The organism is Acinetobacter sp. YH1901134 (genome assembly GCF_013416965.1).
Lineage (GTDB): Bacteria > Pseudomonadota > Gammaproteobacteria > Pseudomonadales > Moraxellaceae > Acinetobacter > Acinetobacter amyesii.
Genome location: NZ_VPEW01000014.1, coordinates 1 through 19,907, shown reverse-complemented (window position 1 = coordinate 19,907; position 19,907 = coordinate 1). Strand labels below are relative to the sequence as shown.

The window sequence follows — 19,907 nt, the reverse complement described above, 5'->3', positions numbered from 1 at the left end:
TAGTTTGAATTGAGGAGACAGCAATGAGTAGCGGTCGTATCATTCAGATCATCGGCGCGGTTATCGACGTCGAGTTTGAACGTAACAGCGTTCCTAAGATCTATGACGCTCTCCATGTTGATGGTACTGAAACTACATTAGAAGTTCAGCAGCAACTTGGTGATGGCGTAGTTCGTACTATTGCAATGGGTTCTACTGAAGGCCTTAAGCGTGGTCTTACTGTAACTAACACTGGCGCGCCTATCTCTGTACCTGTAGGTACTGCATGTTTAGGTCGTATCATGGACGTTCTTGGTCGCCCTATCGACGAAGCTGGTCCTGTTGGTACTGAAGCTCGTTTACCAATTCACCGTCAAGCGCCTTCTTATGCAGAACAAGCGGCTTCTACTGACCTTTTAGAAACTGGTATTAAAGTCATTGACTTACTTTGCCCGTTCGCTAAAGGTGGTAAAGTTGGTCTGTTCGGTGGTGCCGGTGTTGGTAAAACTGTAAACATGATGGAGTTGATCAACAACATCGCGAAAGCTCACTCAGGTTTATCTGTGTTTGCTGGTGTTGGTGAACGTACTCGTGAAGGTAATGACTTCTATCACGAAATGAAAGACTCAAACGTTCTAGACAAAGTAGCAATGGTCTACGGTCAGATGAATGAGCCACCAGGTAACCGTTTACGTGTAGCGTTGACTGGTTTGACTATGGCTGAGTACTTCCGTGACGAAAAAGACGAAAACGGTAAAGGCCGTGACGTTCTATTGTTCGTCGACAACATCTATCGTTATACACTAGCGGGTACTGAAGTATCAGCACTTCTAGGTCGTATGCCATCTGCAGTAGGTTACCAACCGACTCTTGCAGAAGAGATGGGTGTTCTTCAAGAACGTATTACGTCTACTAAGTCTGGTTCTATTACGTCAATCCAAGCGGTATACGTACCTGCCGATGACTTAACAGATCCATCGCCTGCGACTACCTTCGCTCACTTGGACGCGACTGTTGTATTGAGCCGTGACATCGCATCTTCTGGTATTTACCCAGCGATCGATCCACTTGACTCTACTTCACGTCAGTTAGATCCACTTGTAGTGGGTACTGAGCATTACGAAATCGCTCGTTCAGTTCAAAACGTTCTTCAACGTTACAAAGAATTGAAAGACATTATCGCAATTCTTGGTATGGACGAATTGGCAGAAGAAGACAAACTTACTGTATACCGTGCACGTAAGATCCAACGTTTCTTCTCTCAACCGTTCCACGTAGCTGAAGTGTTTACTGGTGCTCCTGGTAAACTTGTACCGCTTAAAGAAACAATTCGTGGCTTTAAAGGTCTTCTAGCTGGTGAATACGACCACATTCCAGAACAAGCGTTCTACATGGTTGGTGGTATTGACGAAGTTATTGCTAAAGCTGAGAAACTTTAATTAGTTCCCTAATTTAGGAGATTCTCATGGCGACTATGCAATGTGACGTTGTAAGTGTTAAAGAGTCTTTGTACTCTGGCGCTGTAACTATGTTAATTGCTAAAGGTGCTGGTGGTGAGTTAGGTATTATGCCTGGCCATGCGCCACTAGTAACTTTGCTCAAGCCGGGCGCAATCCGCGTTCTGCTTGAAAATGGTACAGAAGAATTAATCTATGTATCAGGTGGTGTACTTGAAGTTCAACCGCACGTTGTTACTGTACTTGCAGATACTGCAGTACGTGCTGACAACCTTGATGAAGCAGCAATTATTGAAGCTCGTAAACAAGCTGAACAATTGTTAGCAAATCAAAAGAGCGACTTGGACTCAGCTGCTGCTTTGGCTGCTCTTGCAGAAACTGCTGCTCAGTTGGAAACCATCCGCAAAATCAAAAACCGCGCTCAATAAGACGCTGTTTGAGATTGAAAGAGCCACCCGAAAGGGTGGTTTTTTTATGGCTAAATAATAAATAAATTTGATTATATTATGATTAATTGTTATTTTTCAAATGCTTAAAAATATATCAATGGAATTAATGATGTCTAATAAAATCTTTTTTACATTACTATTATCTTTGGGATTTGTTGGGTGTGCATCCGTACCTAAAGCAGATCAAAATGCTTCAGCACTAGTCGAATAATTTAATTCCCCCACAAGAAGTCAATGCAGGAATTTACGTATATCGCTCAGCTTCTGTGAAAGGCCCTGCCTTAAAGAAAGATGTATGGGTAGATGGGGAATGTTTAGGTGAAACCTCTCGTGGAGTATTTTTTATAAAGAAGTAGTTGGTAATCAAAAACATACAATTTCGACTGAATCAGAATTTTCACCTAACCATTTGGATATTGAAACTGAAGCAGGTAAACAATATTTTGTTCAGCAATTTATTAAAATGGGCGCATTTGTAGGTGGGGCAAATTTAAAACTGGTTGATGAGCAAACAGGCAAAAAGGCCGTAATCGAATATGCATTTGCACAAGGTGGTAATTGCAGCAAAGCCACCATCGCATTGAAATAAAGGTTTATATGTAGATAAAAAACTACTCGAAAGGGTAGTTTTTATCCCTAAATTATTTGAAATTGATCAATCTAAAGTTGAATATATTTTATTCAATACAATCTTTATGGTGATTAAATTCAATCAGCTAGCATTGCACCATGAACCTTATCGCCTATGAGCCGCATTTTTGGGAACTTTATCAAGACTTTGATCAATATTATTTGAGCATTGCGGTTGATCTAAGTTCTGTCGTGTCATGTTGGGATGTTGAACTCACCCATGAAGAAGTCCAGCAATATGAACACCGTGGGCGCGTGAGTATTCAAGAACTGGCAAAATCGATGGTCGCTGCTGCCTATAAAGGTGATTTTGCTTTATTAGAAAGTCGTTTAGTGAAACCATATGAGCGTCAGGCCATGCAATCAGCTTTTAAAAAATGGCAAGATAGCCAAAAAGCAGGTTAATGCTCGTTATTCATACATGGGTAAAATTGAAAATTCGCCGTGACTGATAATTTTAATTTTAAAAATTTGATCAAAGCCTTCATCCCGTGACGGAACTTGAAGCTTTCGATAGGTCGCATGCACGCCAACTTCTGGAATATGAGCTTTGCCTTCACGTAAACTGTTGCGCTTTAAGGTACTGTCCAAATCGGTTTCAAAATAATAAGCAATGACTTCAAACCCTGCATCAACTGCGCGTTGGATATAGCGAGCACGAGCTTCCTGATCTGGATTGGTATTGTCAATCACCATTTTGGTTTTGGATGCCAAACCTGCTTCAAAGATCATATTTTCCCGATGTCGGGTTTTCAACATATCCAAATTAATACGTAAATGGCTATGATATAAATTCAACATGTAAAAGGTTGATTTGCCAGAGGCTTGAACGCCTGTAAAAATAATCAGCTGCATAGCATTTGCAATGAAAGCACGGAATGAATAGTAGAGTATTAAATCAGCAACGCAGTTTTGCTACAATCTCTACAAAATAAATAAGAACAAGTTGCAAAGGTCTGTATGCACAAATTTTTCAACAGTTTATCGCTGTGTCTTTGTTGTAGTTTTCTCGTTGCATGTCAAAGCCAATACGTCACGACACCCAATCTTCCCACTGAAGCTGCACTTGTCGCTGAATCGGTTGATAATGGCATCAGTACGGAGCTTAAAATCCCATATATGACCGCCTTTCGAAATCTGCGACAAGCCTATAATCACTGTGTTGCGTTTACCGCGAACAATCGATACGTCTATACCGATAATCGTTTAGAAGAGCATTTGGAGCAGGGGACATTGATGGCACGAACTGAGCATGGGGCGTATTTGCATAAAATGTTGGTCGAAAGTTTAGATCCACAGACGACACGTATTACCTTATTTTTACCGAAGCAATATACCTTTGCCCAAGCACGTTTTAAACAAGATGTTCAGCGCGCACTTGGACAAGATAAAAACTGTAATACCTTTGAATTTGCTCAATCCAACTAATTGAACTTTAAAACGCTTGTGAGCTTTCCTGCTCTGGGTGCTCTACACGTTTACCGCCTTCATAACTGGCAAATCGAGCCTGATCACGTTTGAAGACCGGTGCGGGTGTTGGCCAAGGCCAATCTCCAAAATGGGTTTCACGATAGCGTTTAAAAGCCGCATCGAGTTCTTCCGTGGTATTGAGCACAAATGGACCACGCATCGCCACGGGTTCATTAATCGGTTCACCTTCTAACCACAGAATCCGTGCTTCTAATCCACCTGCTTTGAGATGGACGTCGGCATCTGATTGGAGTTCAACCAAATGCTTCATCTGAATGGTTTGACCTTCTATTTCTAATGTATTGCCTTGATAGAAATAAGCAAAACGGTTGGAGCTACTTGTTGTTGCGGGAATCACCAACTCTGCACCTGCTTGCATGGTGATTAAATAAATGTTGACCTTATTTTCTGCGGCAGCCGCCCATGAGTGTGGCGGTCGGGAAATAGCATCAGTGGATTTAAACTGCCCTGAAATCACGCGAATATCCGATTTTTTTCCTTCACTATCCGTTTCAAAGACGTGAGGAATCTCTTCACGCCAAAACATTTTATAGTCGGCATCATGGGTTTTCTGTTCAGCTGATGAATTAAACCAAATTTGGAAAAGTTCAAAAGGATTGGCTTTATCTTCATGCAGTAGGGGGAACATTTCACAGTGTTCAACGCCATTGCCTGTAGACAGCCATTGCACATCACCCGCGGCATAGCGTCCGCCATTGCCTAATGAGTCAAAGTGATCGACATAGCCTTGTTCAACCAAGGTAATGGTTTCAAAGCCAGTGTGTGGATGCTCTGGGAAACCTGGAACCACATCGCCATAGTACATATTGAATTCATCTTTCTCTGCGGCTGTTTTTGGCCCCATGTCTGCATTTGCAGCAGGAAAATGATCGATATGATGAGCAGTAAATAAGAAAGGATCTTTTAAATCTAAACGAAAGGTAATGGGTGTAATGTTATAAATCACAGCGTTTGACATAACTGTTCCATCATTGGCTTTATTATTAAGCATTAATCTAAAAGGAAAAACAGTCGTGTTCTATAGCGGAACTGTAAGAAAAAAGCGTTAGCTCAAGGTCTAACGCTTTTTTGATTTACAACAGGTTGAATGCAATGGAAATACTAAATTTCGCTACTTATTCAGTTTTAGTGGTTGCATTAGATGAGCTTTTAGCTGCTTGGTCTTGGATCAACATACCTGCCAATTTCAGCATTTCCACTTGAATATTTCCCATTTGATTTTGGATTTTCTGAAAATCAACTTTGCTTAAATCGACTTGTCCATTGAGAAAAGGTGAGGCCAATACTTGCTGATTCGCTGCCTGTAGATTGCTGCGAATATCATTAATCTCAGTGCTTTTTAGATTTAAATCATTCAAAGCTTGATTGAAACCTTTGAGCTGCTGTTGCAGCTGGGTTGCTGCTTTTTGCAATTGGAGATGATCTTGGTTGCTGACTGCGGTTTCTAAATCGACCTGCGTTTGTTTGAGTTGTTCAACATAAGTGCCCGCTTTAAGTTGCATATCCGCAACATCGCGAACGATATAAAACATATTGCCACTTTTTAATTGGCTTTGATCGGTCGCCTGACTTTGTGTCGCGGATTGATTTTCACTTGTTGGTGAAGTTGCAGGATGATCATTTTCTGCAGCGATTTCTTGTTCCTGTTGCGGTGCTGTAGCAGGTTCACAGCCAATCAGCACCAAAACACCACTAAAAATGGCAAAAGGGAGAAGAGCATTCTGCACGAGCTTTTTCATTCAATGATCACACTATAAATTAATTCTATACTTTAAATATAGGGGTAGAATGTGGATTAAAAATAGATTGTTGCAAAGCAATAACAAAATAATCGCTTGAGCAAAAAAAAGAGGGCATTTGCCCTCTTTTGATATTTTATAATGTGTTAACCCGCAATGATTTTGATCATGGCGTGGCTGACAGCATTCATTAAAATGTAGTCACTATTCACTTTAATCCATTGTTGGTTTTTGCCTGATTTAGACAATTTTTTATATTTGTTGAGGTCACCTTTGTAGCGATGACCACGGTATTCAGAAGATACTTTTCGTCCAGAACGCCAGGTATGTGATGGATTTACCGCTTTTTTCTTGTTCTGACTTTGGTTTTTTACCGGTGTGTTTTGTTTAGTGTGTTATTGAGCTATCGTATTTTGGTTATACGCAGGTGCATGTTGTTGGCTATTTTGCGGTGCAACCATTGCTGGAGCAGCAACAAGTGCTGTCGAAATAGATAAAACGATAGCTTTCATTAATGTATTCATAAGTTCACCTGTTTACTGCTGGATGTGAATTGATAAGACTCATCATAATGAGTATTTACAGGGAAGCTTTGAACAATGTGTATATGAAATATTAAAGCAATGGATAAAATGTGTAAATTATCAATATGTGATAATTATTAAATATTATTGTGATAATTTAAAATGATCAATCTCAGTTAAAATCACAACAATCTTAACTGAGAGACTGAAAAATTGTCGAATTATTTGGCTAACTCAGCGTTAATGGCATCGACAATACGAGCATCATCTGCCTTGATATCAGGCGCAAATCGAGCCACAACTTCGCCTTGTTTATTCACGAGGAATTTTTCAAAATTCCATAAAACTTCAGGCTTAGGATTTGGTGTTAAACCGTATTCAACTAAATCATCCCACCATGGGCCTTCACCAATGCGTTCAGGGATGGCTTGGGTTAAGGTTTGATAAAGTGGGTGTTTATCCGCGCCTGCCACAGAAATTTTTGCAAAAAGTGGGAAATCAACCTTGTAGTTGATTGAGCAAAATTCTTGAATTTCAGCTTCAGAACCAGGTTCTTGTTCTAAAAAGTTATTGGCAGGAAAACCTAAGACTTCAAAACCTTGTGATTTCTTCTCTGTATAGAGTTTTTCTAGGCCTTCATATTGCGGTGTTAGCCCACATTTAGAAGCTACATTGACCAATAATAAAACCTTGCCTTGGTATTGATTGAGTGTGGTGTCATCACCTTGGATGGTTTTTACCGGGATATCGTAAACTGAAGCTGACATATTCGTTCCTAATTGAAGTTGTGCCTTTCATCCTTGTTTTAAAGGGAAATCTGGTGAACAGCAAGCTTTTATCGATAAGCTTTTCGCATAATTTTTGTAGTAGTTTGCAGAATTCGAGCTGATGCTTGCTTGAGTGCTTGACGTTTAACTAGTGGCGCGGTGTTGGTTTGGGGTTTTTCCTGTATAGCGTTTAAAAAACTCAATAAAGCTTGAGCTGTGTTGATAGCCCAATTCATAGCTGAGAGCTTTAATTGACTGACCAGCGCGGAGCTGTTGAATGGCATAAATAATTTTTGCACGGTTTCGCCATTCAGAAAGGCTCATTTGCAGTTCGTTCTGACTCAGCCGCAATAACTGACGCTCACTCAAACCGACATTGGATAAGCATCGCTGTAGGCTCAAACTAAAATGATCTACATCTGCAAGCTGCGCCAAGATCGGCTTTAACACCGCATCATGGCTTTGCGGTAAATAATGTTGATGTTTGGGCGCAGTTTTTAACTGGTCGAATAAGACCTGTAGCAGGTGTCGATAGGGTGGTGTGGTATGTTGCTCTGTAGGAAAGGCCAAAATTTCTTGCACCAATAAACGAAAGAAAGGCTGGATACTAAACACTTCAGTCTGCTTGGGAAAATCTATGCAGAGATCTGGTGCCAGTCGGATTGCCACATAATGAATGGGTTGTTCATCAATCGCGACTGAGCAATGTTCTGTCTGTGGGGGAATCCACACCCCATAACTGGCAGGTGAGAGATGATGTTACCCTTGTATTTCATATTCGAAAATACCATCGAGACAAAAATTAAAATCACCCCAAAGACAACTGTGCGGATAGACAGCATCTAATGTGGTGTAGTGTGCTTCAAAAAGCTCGATCTGTTGTTCAATCGGTGGTGATGTCATATATGCCTAGGTGTCGATGTCTGAACTACAATATAAATGTCTGAAATCATGTATTTCAATTAAAACAGACATCACTCAAAATACCTAGACCAATCTTTGCACGATATATTGAGGAGTCAGACATGTTGCTTCAAGCGCGTTGGGCGAAATTTGCAATTTGTTTGCCTCTGATCGCGGTATTTATATGGTCGTTAAATATTACCGTCACCCGCTATGTGACTGATTATATTTCACCAGTCAGTATTAGTTTTTATCGATGGTTTATTACATTTTTGATATTAACCCCCTTTATGCTGAAAACCGTTTGGCAGCAAAGACAGCTTATCGGGCAGCATTGGCAGCAATTGGCTGTGCTGAGTGCTTTTGGCATGGTGTTATATCAAGGCTTGGGCTATACCGCTGCGCATTATACGACGGCGACCAATATGGGCATCATCAATGCCTTTATCCCTGTTTTTACGATTGCCGTTGCATTTTTCATACTTAAAGATGTACCCAATCGCTATGCCATCTTGGGCTGTGCGATCTCATTTACAGGTCTATTGTTTGTCATTGCACAAGGCGATTTCAGTCAATTACTGAATATGGGCGGACATTTCGGCGATATCCTCATGATCTTCGCAGTGTTCTTTTATGCCTTTTATGGGGTGTTTTTAAAAAAATGGCAATTGAAACTTCCGCTACTGTTGAGCTTATATGTACAAATTTTCTTTGCTGTTTTATATCACTTGCCATTCGTGTTGTATTTAGGCATTGACGCGATTAATCCTGCGAATGCGCCAAGTGTATTTTATGCGGCAATTTTTCCATCATTGATTGCACCGTTGGTATGGATGTTGGCTGTGCAACATCTCGGGCCGAATCGCACCAGTATTTTTATGAATTTGATGCCGGTATTTACCGCGATTATTGCCTATTTCTGGTTGGCTGAGCAATGGATGTTTTATCATACCGTCGGCACAGTGATGGCGATTACTGGGGTGATCTTGGCGCAGCGTAAGTAAGTCTAGTAAAAAGATGAAAATTTACGAGAAGTGTTGATTAAAAAATAAACAAAAAAACTTATTTTTTTATAGAGCAAATCTTTTGAAAATGGATTTTTGAGTGTAAAACTGAATTAAAAAAACAAATTCTCGTCTTAAAAATCAATCAAAAATAGATACATATTTTGACTAAGTGGTTATAAAATCACAAATAAAGTGCTTATCAGTAGTTTTATTTATATAAAAAATATATTTGTTAAATTTAAAAAAATATTACATAATACTTTCATCGTAAATGAGGAAGTAATTCTTAATAATTACTTGATATTTACCCAGAGATTGCAAGACCCTCTGGATGTGATTTTATACACATCCTTTTTTATGCTCAGCCATCCCTATATGGCTGAGCTTTTTTTTGTTTGTATTTTCTAAAAGGCAGGTATAGACAGGCATCCGAGCTTATGCGCGGATGATTTCACCTGTTTCAGCATCAATAATTTTGCTTGGTTCTTGGCTTAGGCCGAGATCACCATTTAAGTAATTTAGTTCATTAGCAAAATACTGATTGGCTTCTTGTAAGGAACGTGCAGGGGTTAATCCCGCAGGATTGGCACTGGTAGATACAATAAAGCCATTAAAAGCTTGGCATAAAGCTACACATAAAGAATGGGTAGTCACACGGACTGCGACTTTTGGATGATTGCCTTTAATCCATGTTGGAATATGGTCGCCAGCCGGTAATAACCATGTAGTTGCACGTTCATTGGGTTTACGGTTGGTCCATGTTGCAATGACTTGCTGACGCATATCTTCTGTTAAACCTTGAAGCAGGTGTTCAACTTGAGCGACATTGGCCGCCAACAAAATCACACCTTTTTCAATGGGACGTTGTTTTAAGCGCAAAATTTCGAGAAAGGCTTGCTCATTGTAGGGATCACAGCCCAATCCCCAAACAGCCTCTGTAGGATATGCGAGAACCTGACCTTTTTTAAGACAGGAAGCTGCTTCTGCAACAGAGGTGGTAATCATTTCTATAGACCTTATCTGATTCAACAAAGGACTATTGTGAACCTAATTTACCCATTCGACAACGTAAGTAGTGTCCGGCTTGTTGTGCGGCATAGCCCATTAACTCTAATTCCATCAGTTGACTGGTCAATGTTGCGGTATCAATTTTGAGTTGAATGGACAATTGATCAAGGCTTTGTCCGACCCAATCAAGCTGCCGATACAGCGCAATTAAATGCTCTGGTATAGGTTCGGGTGGAGGGGTGTCCGGTATTGCTGTTTCGGGTGTCGCTATTTCGGTGTTTGTTAAGGTCTCGGCAGCCTGTGATTGCCACTGTGTGGCTAGTGCCAAGTCTTCAATAACCTGTTGTGGATGATCAATCAAAATTGCACCTTCGCGTATGAGTTGATGGCAACCTTGATGCGACTCACTATAAATATGGCCTGGAATGGCAAAAATAGATTTGCCTTGTTCGGCAGCGCGTTGAGCCGTGATCAGTGAGCCACTTTTTAATGCCGCCTCCGCCACGATGACACCAAGACTGAGCCCACTCACGATACGATTTCGATGTGGAAAATGGTGTTGCAATGGGGGAGTGTGTGGAAGAAACTCACTGATTACGGTTCCTCCATGTTGGATGATCTCTTGTCTTAAACGCTGATGTGCGGTCGGATAAGTTTGATCTAAACCTGTACCCATCACGGCAATGGTTCTGTGGTGTTGTATGGCAGCGCGATGTGCCGCTTCATCAATTCCTTGTGCTAAACCGCTATTGATATAGAACCCTTGCTCACTCAGATAATAAGCAAAATCATAGGCAATTTGTCGACCTTGGGGACTGGGTTTGCGGCTACCCACAATCGCAATTTGGGGTTGCATCAAGGCTTGAGCATTACCTTGCCCAAATAGAATCGGCGGCTTGTCGCTATAAGGTAAAAGCTGTTGTGGATAGTTTAGGTCTTCAGGAATCAGTACAAAGTCACTGTATTGTTCAATATCCTTGAGACATTTTTCAAAGCTAAGCTGTCCACTTGGACTATGAAATTCTTCAAAGCGCTTTAAATGATTTTTATGCAGTCCTAATTTTTGCCATGTGGTGATTTGATTAGGCTTAAGGGCGTGGTGTAGGGCAGGATAGTGCTGCTGAATTTTATAGAAACTACGAAGTGAGTGTTGCACCACAAACCACAGGCGAATGTAATCTAAATGCAAGTCAGTCAATGAGTTGAGCATAATGAGACCTTTGAATATGTCTTCTTTTTATGGTTTAAAATTATTAGTGATATCGTTGTTGGATAATAAAAATGAGGCTGTATACAGCCTCATTTTTATGGATTTGGTCTTAGTCATCCATCAGTGGTGGCTGAATCGTTGCACCCACTTTGATTGGTAATTCGCTCTCAAGTACATAAGCATAGCTTAAGTTATCAAACGTTTTGAATACCATGATGTTGCCAATACGTTGTCCTGGAAGTTGAACACGTTCTTTGGTTTTTGGATCAGTCACGATTTCACCTTTTTGGTTCACGCTAAAGACTTGACCAGATTGAACGCCTTGCAAGCTACCACGGTCGATCGTCACAACACTGTGAACCGCTGCAGTACCAATCGAGCCCATGACACGAACAATACTACCGCCAGCAGTGACATTTTCAGCATTGGTTGGGTAGAACAGCGTTGGCAGCATTGGGTCATATTCAGGAAGAACACGATCGCCACGACGAACTTCGGCATTATAAGTATCGGTCAGTTCTAAAGTGGTAATGTCATTTTCACCACGAACGGCAACACCTGAAGCGACTTGAGTCAGTTCTAAACCTGCGTTGTATTTTTTGCCGTTTGCATCGGTAAAGATGTACGGTTCGCCTTCACGGTAAACAGCATAACGTTGACCGACTTGCATACCTTGGCCGCGTGCATAAACTGTTTGGCCTTTGGCAGCTAATACACGTTGATCAGCTGTACCTAAAATGTAAGGTGTGCCTTCAACAGAATCAGCGGCAACAATCATGCTGCGCTCAAGCCATTGCTTAATATATTCTAATGGGATAACCGGAATCGCACTGTTGAGGGATTCAACACGAACTTGTGGTTGAAGTTTAGTGCCACCTGTATAGCGACGAATAATGCCTTCACAACCATCACCTTCATCTTTACCGATGATTGGGCGGCCATTGTAGGTACACATTAATAGGCGGTCACCTGGGAAAATCCAGTGTGGATTTTTCACGTGTTTATTGCTTGCCCAGATTTCAGGCCAGCGCACAGGATTTTTTAAGAAACGCTTGGAAATATCCCACAACGTATCGCCTTTTTTCACCACATAAACTTGAGGCGCACCTGCCTTCAATGATGGTGGATTGACGTTGCGAGCAGGGGCAGCTTCTGCAACACTGACCATTCCCATCCCCACACTTACACAGACTGTAAGTGCCAATAATTGTTTTTTAAACCCCAAGGCACTAAAAGTTGGCATGCCCTTCAAAACCTTTTTCATTATCATAATTCCTAAAATTATGTATGTAACTGCGTTATAATAACGATATTACACACAATTTTTTGATGAAGCATTCCTTCATTTTGTTTTTTGATCAATGGCATAAGTGAGGACGTCGTATGGCCTTATTACCTATTTTAAGTTTCCCCGATCCCCGTCTTCGTACCATTGCAAAACCAGTCGAAGAAGTTACTGATGAAATTCGTCAGTTAGCAGCCGACATGTTTGAAACTATGTATGAAGCACCGGGAATTGGCCTGGCAGCAACACAGGTAGATCACCATATTCAGCTGATAGTCATGGATTTATCTGAAGAAAAAGATCAACCCATGGTGTTTATTAACCCCAAAATTACGCCATTGACGCAAGAGACGCAGCCCTATGAAGAAGGCTGTTTATCAGTGCCTCAAATATACGATAAAGTTGAGCGCCCGTCACGTGTAAAAATTCAGGCAATTAACCTTGAAGGTCAATCATTTGAAGTGGAAGCGGACGGACTTCTCGCAGTTTGTATCCAACATGAAATGGATCACTTAAATGGTAAGTTATTCGTCGACTATCTATCGCCTTTGAAACGTCAACGTGCACGTGACAAAGTGGAAAAATTAGTTCGCCAACGCCAAAAAGATAAAGTCGCAGTTAAGCGTTAATTGATCGCGGTTAAAAAATACCTGAGACAAGCCCAATTTCGATTGGGCTTTGTTATACTTGGTTCAGACAAATGTTAGGGTTTGCCTGTATTGTTTCGTAGTGGAGTGCTGCTGTCCTTTGCAGCCGTTTTTTTGCAGATTGCTGTTTTTTTACAGCCATTGTTGCCCAAGCAATATCAAGTTGCTCCGGTCTGCGAAACCATTACGCGTGCACTTTTACTTCCCAATGTTCATGCTGAACATACCGCACATTCACACCATTCATCTTCCGCTCACGCTGAGAAAGTTCAAGTCGATCATACTGCCCATGAACATGATACCAGTCATCAATGTCAGTATTGTACGGTCTACGGCAATTTGGTTTTGCCCTCTGAACTTGATGTAAAAGAAGTGCTTGATCGAATTCAAGTGCGTTTAATTGCTTTTCAAAAAGCTTTCAAGCATGTCTGGTTTGTTCTTCAACAACTCTTTTTACTTCCGCAAGGTCGAGCCCCGCCACTCGCTGCATAAATCCGACGTTTTTTAACTTGGGTCTTTGAGGACTCAGGTACGCCTTTATTTATGTATTTTGTGAGATAAACATGGCTCAGCCTAAATTTTTTCTACAGCCTCTTGCGGCTGCAATTTGTGTTGCCTGCTATTCAACTTCTGTGATGGCTAACGAGATGTCCGTAGAGATGACGGAAACCAATGCGGTACAGACTTTGGCACCGATTGTGGTGACATCACATCAGGGGAATGATGCCAATGGCCTAATTGTTCGTGCCAACCCCAAACAGCCGATTCAACCGATACCTGCCAGTGATGGGGCTGATTATTTAAAAAGTATTGTGGGGTTTAGTGCCATTAAAAATGGGGGAACCAATGCAGATCCAACCTTCCGTGGCATGTTTGGTTCACGCATTAAAATTTTGACCGATGGCACAGAAAATCTCGGGGCGTGTCCAAGTCGTATGGATGCACCAACGTCTTATATTTCCCCTGAAAGTTATGACCGAATTTCAGTGATTAAAGGCCCTCAAACGGTTCAATATGCCAATACAGGTTCTGCTGCAACAGTCTTGTTTGAACGCAAACCTGAACAGTTGGATGCTGATAAAAACTACCGTGGTCAAGCCAGTGTGATGATCGGTTCTTATGGTCGTTTAGATCATAATGTCGAAGCGGCCGTAGGGGATGAACATAAATATGTCCGTTTAAATGCTAGCCGGTCTGTTGCAGACAGCTACCAAGATGGAGATGGTAATACTGTGCCGTCAGACTGGGAGCGTTGGAATACAGATTTGGCACTCGGTTGGACGCCAAACGAAGATACATGGGTAGAACTTACTGGAGGTAAAGCCGATGGTGAGGCGGTATACGCAGGCCGTTCAATGGATGGTTCGCAATTTGCCCGTGAAAGCTTAGGCCTTCGTGTCGAGAAAAAGAATGTCACGGAGGTGATTAAAAAAATCGAAGCACAGGTCAACTATAGTTATAACGACCATGTGATGGACAACTTTAGCTTACGTACACCACCATTGGTTGAAATGAAAATGGATAATGGCATGACCATGCAAATGCCGAATCCAATGGCGATGCAGGTTACACGTCGTACGTTAAATGCACGTATGGCGGTAACGCATGAATGGGATAAGCTACAGTTCATTACTGGGCTGGATACGCAGAATAATAAACATGCCGGCAGTATGACGTCGAAAATGATGCCTTCGATGAATAAGCCCTTAACGCAAGATATGGCATTTCAGTCCTATGGCGGTTTTGGAGAAGTCAGTTATCAATTGAGTGACAACAATAAATTGGTTTCAGGTCTTCGTCTTGATCAAGTGCAAGTGAAAGATGAGCGTGCCGCTTCGAAAGCGAGTGGCTATAACACGGAGCTGAATGAAACATTGCCAAGTGCTTTTATTCGTTTTGAAAATAAACACCCTGAACATGACAATGGTAAAACCTATATCGGTCTAGGCTATGTGGAACGCATGCCAGATTATTGGGAATTATTTAGCCCTAAACACGGTAATGCAGGCACAACAAACACCTTTAATGGCGTCGAGACTGAAAAAACCTTGCAGTTAGATGTGGGCTATCAACATGAACATGGCGCATTCAGTTCATGGGCGTCTGCCTATGCGGGACTGATTCAAGACTTTATTTTGATGAGTTATCACGATCATCCAAATACAGGTGAGCATGATCATGGTTCAACCTTTAGCGCGGGTGCGAAAAATGTCGATGCGACTATTGCGGGAGCTGAAGCGGGGATTGGCTATCAATTTAACGATCATATTCAAGCCGATGTCAGCGCAATGTATGCGTGGGGAAAAAACACCACAGATGGCAAGCCATTACCACAAATTTCACCTTTAGAAGCACGTATCAACCTACGTTATATCCAAGATAATTATACTTTGGGAGCGTTTTGGCGTGTGGTTGATGGGCAAAATCGTATCAGTGCGCACCAAGGCAATATCGTGGGTTATGACCTGAAAGAAAGTGCAGGTTTTGGCACACTGTCTTTAAATGGTACTTATCATATTAATGAGGGTGTAGATGTATCTGTGGGTGTAGATAATCTCCTGAATAAAACCTATACCGAACATCTGAATAAACTAGGTGATGCAGGGACAGGTTTAGCGACCGATCAACAGTTTAATAATATTGGTCGCAATTATTGGGCACGTATTTCGATGAAATTCTAAATCTTGATATTTGTCATCTAAAAAGCAGAGCGATCGCTCTGCTTTTTTTATTGGTGCATACTCGCCAGTTGTTTGACCTTACTTTGATACAGTGCTAAACCGAGTTTTTGAATCGCACGGCCTTTTTGCTGTAATTTTTGATTTAAACTCGGAACATGCTTAGCACCTGAATATAGGACGAGATTTCTAGCCAATAAATAATAGGCAAACCATGCTGCGGACTGGGGTTTGAGCCCTAATTTATGCATGCGTTTTTTGCCAATAAAAAATTGTGTCAGCTCCAGATGTTGTCGATAAGCCAGTTTTTGCTGAAATGGTCGGAGGTATTTGTATTGTCTTTCAAAAGGTTCTTTAGAGAGACTAGCACCGAGAGCCATACTGCTTGCATCGGATTGAGGATGTACAAATTGCATCCAATACAGCAGTTTCCAACCATCAGATTCTTTTTCAATTAACCATTTTTCATCAATACCCATCAACCAGCCGACATAGCGCCAAAAATGCAAAAAGCTTTCAGTTTCTTGTTTTGATGGGAAAATCCCTAAAGCGCGAATGCCCAAAAGTACCACACTGCTAAAGGCAAGATTGGTCATCGCCAAGTCAAATTGATTCATCGGTACCCCCCACGTTGCAAAATCCCAGTCTTTGCCTTTTTGGAGTTGATGCCGTACCAAAGCATGAATAAAACGCACATAAATCGTCGATGTAAACCCCGCATGCAAACGTTCGAGTCCGCGTTCTTCAGTGATATCTACCCACCATTTAGTGGTCTCAGCCAGACGTGTACCGGCTTGTTTATTTAAAGCACTCGTCAGCATGAGCGGTTGATTGAAACCGGGGAAGAGATAACCGACCATGAGTGAAAGGTCTCGCAAAATAAAGCCATTATTAATCCCTAGCCGATGGGTGAACTCAAGGGCTTGCTGTATTTTTTCTGGCTCTAGCCAGGGCGGTATTTGTTCAACATGCTTAAAAAATGTTCGAGTTCGGGAATAGAAAAGGGAAGTTGCTCTACACCTTTAAATAAAGCGATTTCAAAATATTCACGATGCTGTTTAGGGTTCTGCATCATCCACGTGAGCACTTTTTCCATCTGTGGATCACCACATTGCAGGGCTTTATTGAGGGCAAGATATTGAGGGTAATTCGGCTGTGCAGCTTGACCCGTCAAATGAGACAGCAGAAAACTCAGTAGATTAGATTGCTGCGTGGCTTGAAATGAAGCCAGTCGGGTATTGAAGTGAGTGGTCATGTTTTGATCTTCAATGTTATTGTTGCATACCACACTAATATGAATATTTATTCGCATTCAATTCGCATAACACTATCGCATTGGAGAGAAATAGAATGAGAAAAAGGCCACAACAACAACGCGCGAAAATGATTGTGGAAAGCATTTTGCAAGCAGCGCAGTTGTGTATTGCAGAGCAAGGTTTACTGGAGCTGACGACGCCCAAAATTGCGGAAAAATCTGGGTTGAGCGTTGGGTCGATTTATCAATATTTTGAAAATAAAGAACAAATCGTAGAAGAGTTACTGCTCAGAAAATCAGAACAATTGGGGTTGGCACTAAAAAATATAGTCGTGGAGCAAGAGCAGTACAGTATTTATGAGGTGATTCCACTTTGTATTCAGTTTGGCTTTGATATGTTGAAAGCTGATCGCGGCTTCTTGATTGAAATCTTGAAACATTGGCATCAATACAGTCATTCAGATGCCTCTCAGGTTTTGGAAAAGCATTTTTTTGAAGTCGGGATGTATTTATTTAATCGCTATTATTCACATTGGAACTTTGAAACGCTGAAACATCGCTCTTTTGTGATCATTAATAGTACCTTATTTACCATGATGCGCTATGTGAGCAATAATAGTTTTTTAATTACAGAACAACAACTTAGAGTGGAATTGTCGAAGATGGTTTTGGCGTATTTAGATAGTGAATAACATTGAAAAAAATAAATTTATCTATTAAATAATCTATTTAATTCAGATCTAAGATATGTGAAGATAGATTAATAATAAATCAATAACTTAAGATAATAAATCAGGAACATCATGATGGTTTCTTTGAGCTTGCAGCAACTGTCCAAATCTTTTGCGGGAAAATGTATATTTTCAAATTTAAATTTAGAGTTAAGCGAATTCGGAATTGTCGCTGTTGTTGCTGAGAATGGAGTAGGGAAGTCCACCTTACTTGCGATGATTGCTGGGATGTTGGATTTCGATACAGGCAATATTTTGATTAATGATCAACAATATGCCCCTCACAACAATGAATACAAGAAACTTGTGGCCTATGTGCCAGATAAAAGCCCTATTTATGATTTTTTACAAGGGCAGGAGTTTCTGAATTTAATGTGTGATATTCGAGGGATAGCGCATGAGCAGTATCAAATCTTCATTGAAAAATTTAAATTAGAACACTATTTATCCACGCCATTTGCTGACATGTCTTTTGGCACAACCAAAAAGTTTTTATTGGTTGCTGCCTTAATGACCACGGCACCTTTACTGATTTTGGATGAACCGAGCAATGGCTTAGATCAAAATGCCTTGGCTGAATTAACAAGTATACTTTTACAGCAGAGCCAATCGAAATTGATTCTATTGTCTTGCCATGATCCAGTATTTAGAGACAGTCTTGCAGCAAAAATCATCGAGCTAGATCGGCTAAAGTCCAATGAGCAGGCGGCATGAATAAACAAAGACATGTTGGGCAGCGAACAATCATAAAAACGCTTTTGAAATACCGATGGACATTTTATGTCAAAACCACAGCAGACGCAGTTGCACGGCAAAAGCATTTACTTATTTTAGTCACATTAATTCTCGGGCCAATGTTATTCGGACTGCTCTTATCATTAGTGCAGCCCATTATTGATTTGGTTTATTGCAAATCATTAATCACGAATTTGTTTCTTTGGACAGGCTTTCTTGCCTTAAATGTATTTTGGTGTGCGATACAACGTAAAGCTTTGAGCGGTGGGGAAGGGTATCGCTATCTAGCGCTATTGCCCATCACGCTTAAAAGTCGTTTTGCAGTGGAAATCAAATTTTTAGGGAGTTTAAGCTTCTTGCTGATACTGCCATTTGTTTTAGCGCTTCTATATGTTTGGGTAGAGTATGAATTTTTGCCTTCCATTGGTATGAGTGTATTGATGCTTCTTTGGATCTTTAATTTATTAATCATACAAATGCTGTTTTTACAACAGAATCAATATTTCGGTTTAGTCTGTCTTTTGACATATTTGCCCATTTTGAGCCTAGCGATATTGGACGCTCAACTCGTTGCGGTACTGTTGTCTACTTTCATCTGTATAGCGGCAATAAAATTTTGGCTGCTCGGCAGAAAATTAAAACCAATAAAGCTGCAAGTACCTAGCTTATTTCTGATACAGAAATATAGCCCACTCTGGCTCAACCAAAATAAACTCATTATTCGTCAGGCATTTCATAAAAGATTTCTAACCCACCGTATTGTCAGTATCGGTATTTCGGTTACTGCGGTCGTGATTTTGTATTGGTTCGCCACACAGGTGGATACTTGGAACATCATGAGCCTTGATTTCACTGCTTCACAATTATTCCAATTAATGTGTGCCATCTATATTGCACTGAGTTTATTCAATCTAGGCGTGATCAAAATGGACTTAAAATCAAATTTTGAATCTGCAGAACGCTTCTGGATCATTCAAGGGTTCACACTTTGGCAGCTCAGGAAATACGAATACTGTGTTTTATTGATAATTGGCTTGGTGATGAGTGTGCCAGTATTGCTGTGGCTACTGCTGAAAGGTGGATTCATTGATGTGCTATTAATGGCGACATTATTTGGTATCGCCATTCCATTTATTCAGTGGTTGTATAGAAAACCTGAAGAAGTGCACGGTGTTATGCCAGTTTTAATGTTTATCTTATGGGTACCTGTGGCATATTGCATGCTTTCTGTACGCTAAAAGCACTTTTTTAAGTAAAAAAACTTAATTTAGTAGAATAAATAAATAAACGTAATGAAAAATTAAAAATAAATGGAAAAGGGTGTTGCGTTGGATCAGAAATGCTGTAGAATGCACATCCATCGGCGGTGATGAAGATTAAAACTTCTGATAAAACAATGACTTGGTTGAATT

Annotated in this window: 19 protein-coding genes and 4 pseudogenes; 12 read left to right on the top strand and 11 right to left on the bottom strand. The window is 40.8% G+C overall.

Translation table 11 applies throughout. The annotated features are described in order from the left end of the window. The first annotated feature begins 23 nt into the window (after positions 1 to 23). The 4 genes and pseudogenes from atpD to FTV50_RS13345 all read left to right on the top strand — a co-directional run bounded on the left by atpD (position 24) and on the right by FTV50_RS13345 (position 2,920). A complete protein-coding gene (atpD, locus tag FTV50_RS13360) occupies positions 24 to 1,418 on the top strand; it encodes a F0F1 ATP synthase subunit beta (RefSeq protein ID WP_078191473.1) in 1,395 nt (464 codons plus the stop codon). Positions 1,419 to 1,444: 26 nt separating this feature from the next. Then, complete coding sequence (locus tag FTV50_RS13355; RefSeq protein WP_078194022.1) at positions 1,445 to 1,864, top strand: F0F1 ATP synthase subunit epsilon; 420 nt, start codon at positions 1,445 to 1,447, stop codon at positions 1,862 to 1,864. A 130-nt stretch (positions 1,865 to 1,994) separates the two neighbouring features. After that, positions 1,995 to 2,474: pseudogene (locus FTV50_RS13350) on the top strand (DUF2846 domain-containing protein). A gap of 140 nt (positions 2,475 to 2,614) precedes the next feature. Continuing rightward, positions 2,615 to 2,920 carry a hypothetical protein gene (locus tag FTV50_RS13345; RefSeq protein ID WP_180024701.1) on the top strand — a complete coding sequence of 102 codons (306 nt, stop codon included), beginning with the start codon at positions 2,615 to 2,617 and terminating at the stop codon, positions 2,918 to 2,920. Between the two features lie 6 nt (positions 2,921 to 2,926). Here the strand turns inward: FTV50_RS13345 and FTV50_RS13340 are convergent, their stop codons facing one another. Continuing rightward, a complete protein-coding gene (locus FTV50_RS13340; protein WP_180024700.1) occupies positions 2,927 to 3,370 on the bottom strand; it encodes an AAA family ATPase in 444 nt (147 codons plus the stop codon). Positions 3,371 to 3,475: 105 nt separating this feature from the next. On the opposite strand from FTV50_RS13340, the gene FTV50_RS13335 reads away from it, so the two are divergent. Then, positions 3,476 to 3,943, top strand: coding sequence for a hypothetical protein (locus FTV50_RS13335; protein ID WP_180024699.1), 468 nt, complete (start codon positions 3,476 to 3,478; stop codon positions 3,941 to 3,943). A 7-nt stretch (positions 3,944 to 3,950) separates the two neighbouring features. Here FTV50_RS13335 and FTV50_RS13330 read toward each other — a convergent pair whose 3' ends face one another. The 6 genes and pseudogenes from FTV50_RS13330 to FTV50_RS13310 form a co-directional block, all read right to left on the bottom strand. Next, positions 3,951 to 4,964, bottom strand: coding sequence for a pirin family protein (locus tag FTV50_RS13330; protein ID WP_180024698.1), 1,014 nt, complete (start codon positions 4,962 to 4,964; stop codon positions 3,951 to 3,953). Positions 4,965 to 5,121: 157 nt separating this feature from the next. Next, positions 5,122 to 5,745, bottom strand: a complete 624-nt coding sequence (locus tag FTV50_RS13325) for a hypothetical protein (RefSeq protein WP_180024697.1) — start codon at positions 5,743 to 5,745, stop codon at positions 5,122 to 5,124. Between the two features lie 146 nt (positions 5,746 to 5,891). Next, positions 5,892 to 6,047, bottom strand: a pseudogene (locus FTV50_RS16755) (RcnB family protein); the annotation flags it as partial. A gap of 93 nt (positions 6,048 to 6,140) precedes the next feature. Continuing rightward, positions 6,141 to 6,269, bottom strand: coding sequence for a hypothetical protein (locus FTV50_RS16750; RefSeq protein ID WP_257223919.1), 129 nt, complete (start codon positions 6,267 to 6,269; stop codon positions 6,141 to 6,143). Between the two features lie 221 nt (positions 6,270 to 6,490). Further along, positions 6,491 to 7,036, bottom strand: a complete 546-nt coding sequence (locus FTV50_RS13315; protein WP_111885877.1) for a glutathione peroxidase — start codon at positions 7,034 to 7,036, stop codon at positions 6,491 to 6,493. A 144-nt stretch (positions 7,037 to 7,180) separates the two neighbouring features. Beyond that, positions 7,181 to 7,939 (bottom strand): annotated as a pseudogene (locus FTV50_RS13310) (helix-turn-helix transcriptional regulator). Between the two features lie 122 nt (positions 7,940 to 8,061). Here FTV50_RS13310 and FTV50_RS13305 point away from each other — a divergent pair. After that, complete coding sequence (locus FTV50_RS13305) at positions 8,062 to 8,943, top strand: DMT family transporter (RefSeq protein WP_180024696.1); 882 nt, start codon at positions 8,062 to 8,064, stop codon at positions 8,941 to 8,943. 438 nt (positions 8,944 to 9,381) lie between these two features. On the opposite strand, the gene FTV50_RS13300 is transcribed toward FTV50_RS13305, so the two are convergent. The 3 genes from FTV50_RS13300 to FTV50_RS13290 form a co-directional block, all read right to left on the bottom strand. Then, positions 9,382 to 9,951, bottom strand: coding sequence for an L-threonylcarbamoyladenylate synthase (locus FTV50_RS13300; protein WP_111885874.1), 570 nt, complete (start codon positions 9,949 to 9,951; stop codon positions 9,382 to 9,384). A gap of 31 nt (positions 9,952 to 9,982) precedes the next feature. Next, entirely contained in the window at positions 9,983 to 11,164 is a 1,182-nt protein-coding gene (dprA, locus tag FTV50_RS13295) for a DNA-processing protein DprA (protein WP_180024695.1), read from the bottom strand. Positions 11,165 to 11,273: 109 nt separating this feature from the next. Next, a complete protein-coding gene (locus FTV50_RS13290; protein WP_078191460.1) occupies positions 11,274 to 12,428 on the bottom strand; it encodes a LysM peptidoglycan-binding domain-containing protein in 1,155 nt (384 codons plus the stop codon). 119 nt (positions 12,429 to 12,547) lie between these two features. Between FTV50_RS13290 and def the strand changes: the two genes are divergently transcribed. The 3 genes from def (at position 12,548) to FTV50_RS13275 (ending at position 15,777) form a co-directional block, all read left to right on the top strand. Beyond that, entirely contained in the window at positions 12,548 to 13,078 is a 531-nt protein-coding gene (gene def, locus FTV50_RS13285) for a peptide deformylase (RefSeq protein ID WP_078191459.1), read from the top strand. 90 nt (positions 13,079 to 13,168) lie between these two features. Next, positions 13,169 to 13,588, top strand: a complete 420-nt coding sequence (locus tag FTV50_RS13280; RefSeq protein ID WP_180024694.1) for a DUF2946 family protein — start codon at positions 13,169 to 13,171, stop codon at positions 13,586 to 13,588. Positions 13,589 to 13,731: 143 nt separating this feature from the next. Beyond that, a complete protein-coding gene (locus tag FTV50_RS13275) occupies positions 13,732 to 15,777 on the top strand; it encodes a TonB-dependent copper receptor (RefSeq protein ID WP_373683692.1) in 2,046 nt (681 codons plus the stop codon). A gap of 47 nt (positions 15,778 to 15,824) precedes the next feature. On the opposite strand, the pseudogene FTV50_RS13270 reads toward FTV50_RS13275, so the two are convergent. After that, positions 15,825 to 17,029: pseudogene (locus FTV50_RS13270) on the bottom strand (oxygenase MpaB family protein). A 95-nt stretch (positions 17,030 to 17,124) separates the two neighbouring features. Here FTV50_RS13270 and FTV50_RS13265 point away from each other — a divergent pair. From FTV50_RS13265 to FTV50_RS13255, 3 genes are all read left to right on the top strand, one after another. Next, positions 17,125 to 17,721, top strand: coding sequence for a TetR/AcrR family transcriptional regulator (locus FTV50_RS13265; protein WP_180024692.1), 597 nt, complete (start codon positions 17,125 to 17,127; stop codon positions 17,719 to 17,721). A 111-nt stretch (positions 17,722 to 17,832) separates the two neighbouring features. Next, on the top strand, positions 17,833 to 18,474 hold the full coding sequence (locus FTV50_RS13260) for an ABC transporter ATP-binding protein (protein WP_180024691.1): 642 nt from the start codon (positions 17,833 to 17,835) through the stop codon (positions 18,472 to 18,474). After that, a complete protein-coding gene (locus FTV50_RS13255) occupies positions 18,471 to 19,733 on the top strand; it encodes a hypothetical protein (RefSeq protein WP_180024690.1) in 1,263 nt (420 codons plus the stop codon). Before FTV50_RS13260 ends, FTV50_RS13255 begins: the two co-directional genes overlap by 4 nt. Positions 19,734 to 19,907 lie beyond the last annotated feature (174 nt).

Bases quoted from the DNA above. Each gene is read 5' to 3' on its own strand.
- atpD (WP_078191473.1), top strand. From the start codon at position 24: ATGAGTAGCGGTCGTATCATTCAGATCATCGGCGCGGTTATCGACGTC.
- FTV50_RS13355 (WP_078194022.1), top strand. From the start codon at position 1,445: ATGGCGACTATGCAATGTGACGTTGTAAGTGTTAAAGAGTCTTTGTAC.
- FTV50_RS13345 (WP_180024701.1), top strand. From the start codon at position 2,615: ATGAACCTTATCGCCTATGAGCCGCATTTTTGGGAACTTTATCAAGAC.
- FTV50_RS13340 (WP_180024700.1), bottom strand. From the start codon at position 3,370: ATGCAGCTGATTATTTTTACAGGCGTTCAAGCCTCTGGCAAATCAACC.
- FTV50_RS13335 (WP_180024699.1), top strand. From the start codon at position 3,476: ATGCACAAATTTTTCAACAGTTTATCGCTGTGTCTTTGTTGTAGTTTT.
- FTV50_RS13330 (WP_180024698.1), bottom strand. From the start codon at position 4,964: ATGTCAAACGCTGTGATTTATAACATTACACCCATTACCTTTCGTTTA.
- FTV50_RS13325 (WP_180024697.1), bottom strand. From the start codon at position 5,745: ATGAAAAAGCTCGTGCAGAATGCTCTTCTCCCTTTTGCCATTTTTAGT.
- FTV50_RS16750 (WP_257223919.1), bottom strand. From the start codon at position 6,269: ATGAATACATTAATGAAAGCTATCGTTTTATCTATTTCGACAGCACTT.
- FTV50_RS13315 (WP_111885877.1), bottom strand. From the start codon at position 7,036: ATGTCAGCTTCAGTTTACGATATCCCGGTAAAAACCATCCAAGGTGAT.
- FTV50_RS13305 (WP_180024696.1), top strand. From the start codon at position 8,062: ATGTTGCTTCAAGCGCGTTGGGCGAAATTTGCAATTTGTTTGCCTCTG.
- FTV50_RS13300 (WP_111885874.1), bottom strand. From the start codon at position 9,951: ATGATTACCACCTCTGTTGCAGAAGCAGCTTCCTGTCTTAAAAAAGGT.
- dprA (WP_180024695.1), bottom strand. From the start codon at position 11,164: ATGCTCAACTCATTGACTGACTTGCATTTAGATTACATTCGCCTGTGG.
- FTV50_RS13290 (WP_078191460.1), bottom strand. From the start codon at position 12,428: ATGAAAAAGGTTTTGAAGGGCATGCCAACTTTTAGTGCCTTGGGGTTT.
- def (WP_078191459.1), top strand. From the start codon at position 12,548: ATGGCCTTATTACCTATTTTAAGTTTCCCCGATCCCCGTCTTCGTACC.
- FTV50_RS13275 (WP_373683692.1), top strand. From the start codon at position 13,732: ATGGCTAACGAGATGTCCGTAGAGATGACGGAAACCAATGCGGTACAG.
- FTV50_RS13265 (WP_180024692.1), top strand. From the start codon at position 17,125: ATGAGAAAAAGGCCACAACAACAACGCGCGAAAATGATTGTGGAAAGC.
- FTV50_RS13260 (WP_180024691.1), top strand. From the start codon at position 17,833: ATGATGGTTTCTTTGAGCTTGCAGCAACTGTCCAAATCTTTTGCGGGA.
- FTV50_RS13255 (WP_180024690.1), top strand. From the start codon at position 18,471: ATGAATAAACAAAGACATGTTGGGCAGCGAACAATCATAAAAACGCTT.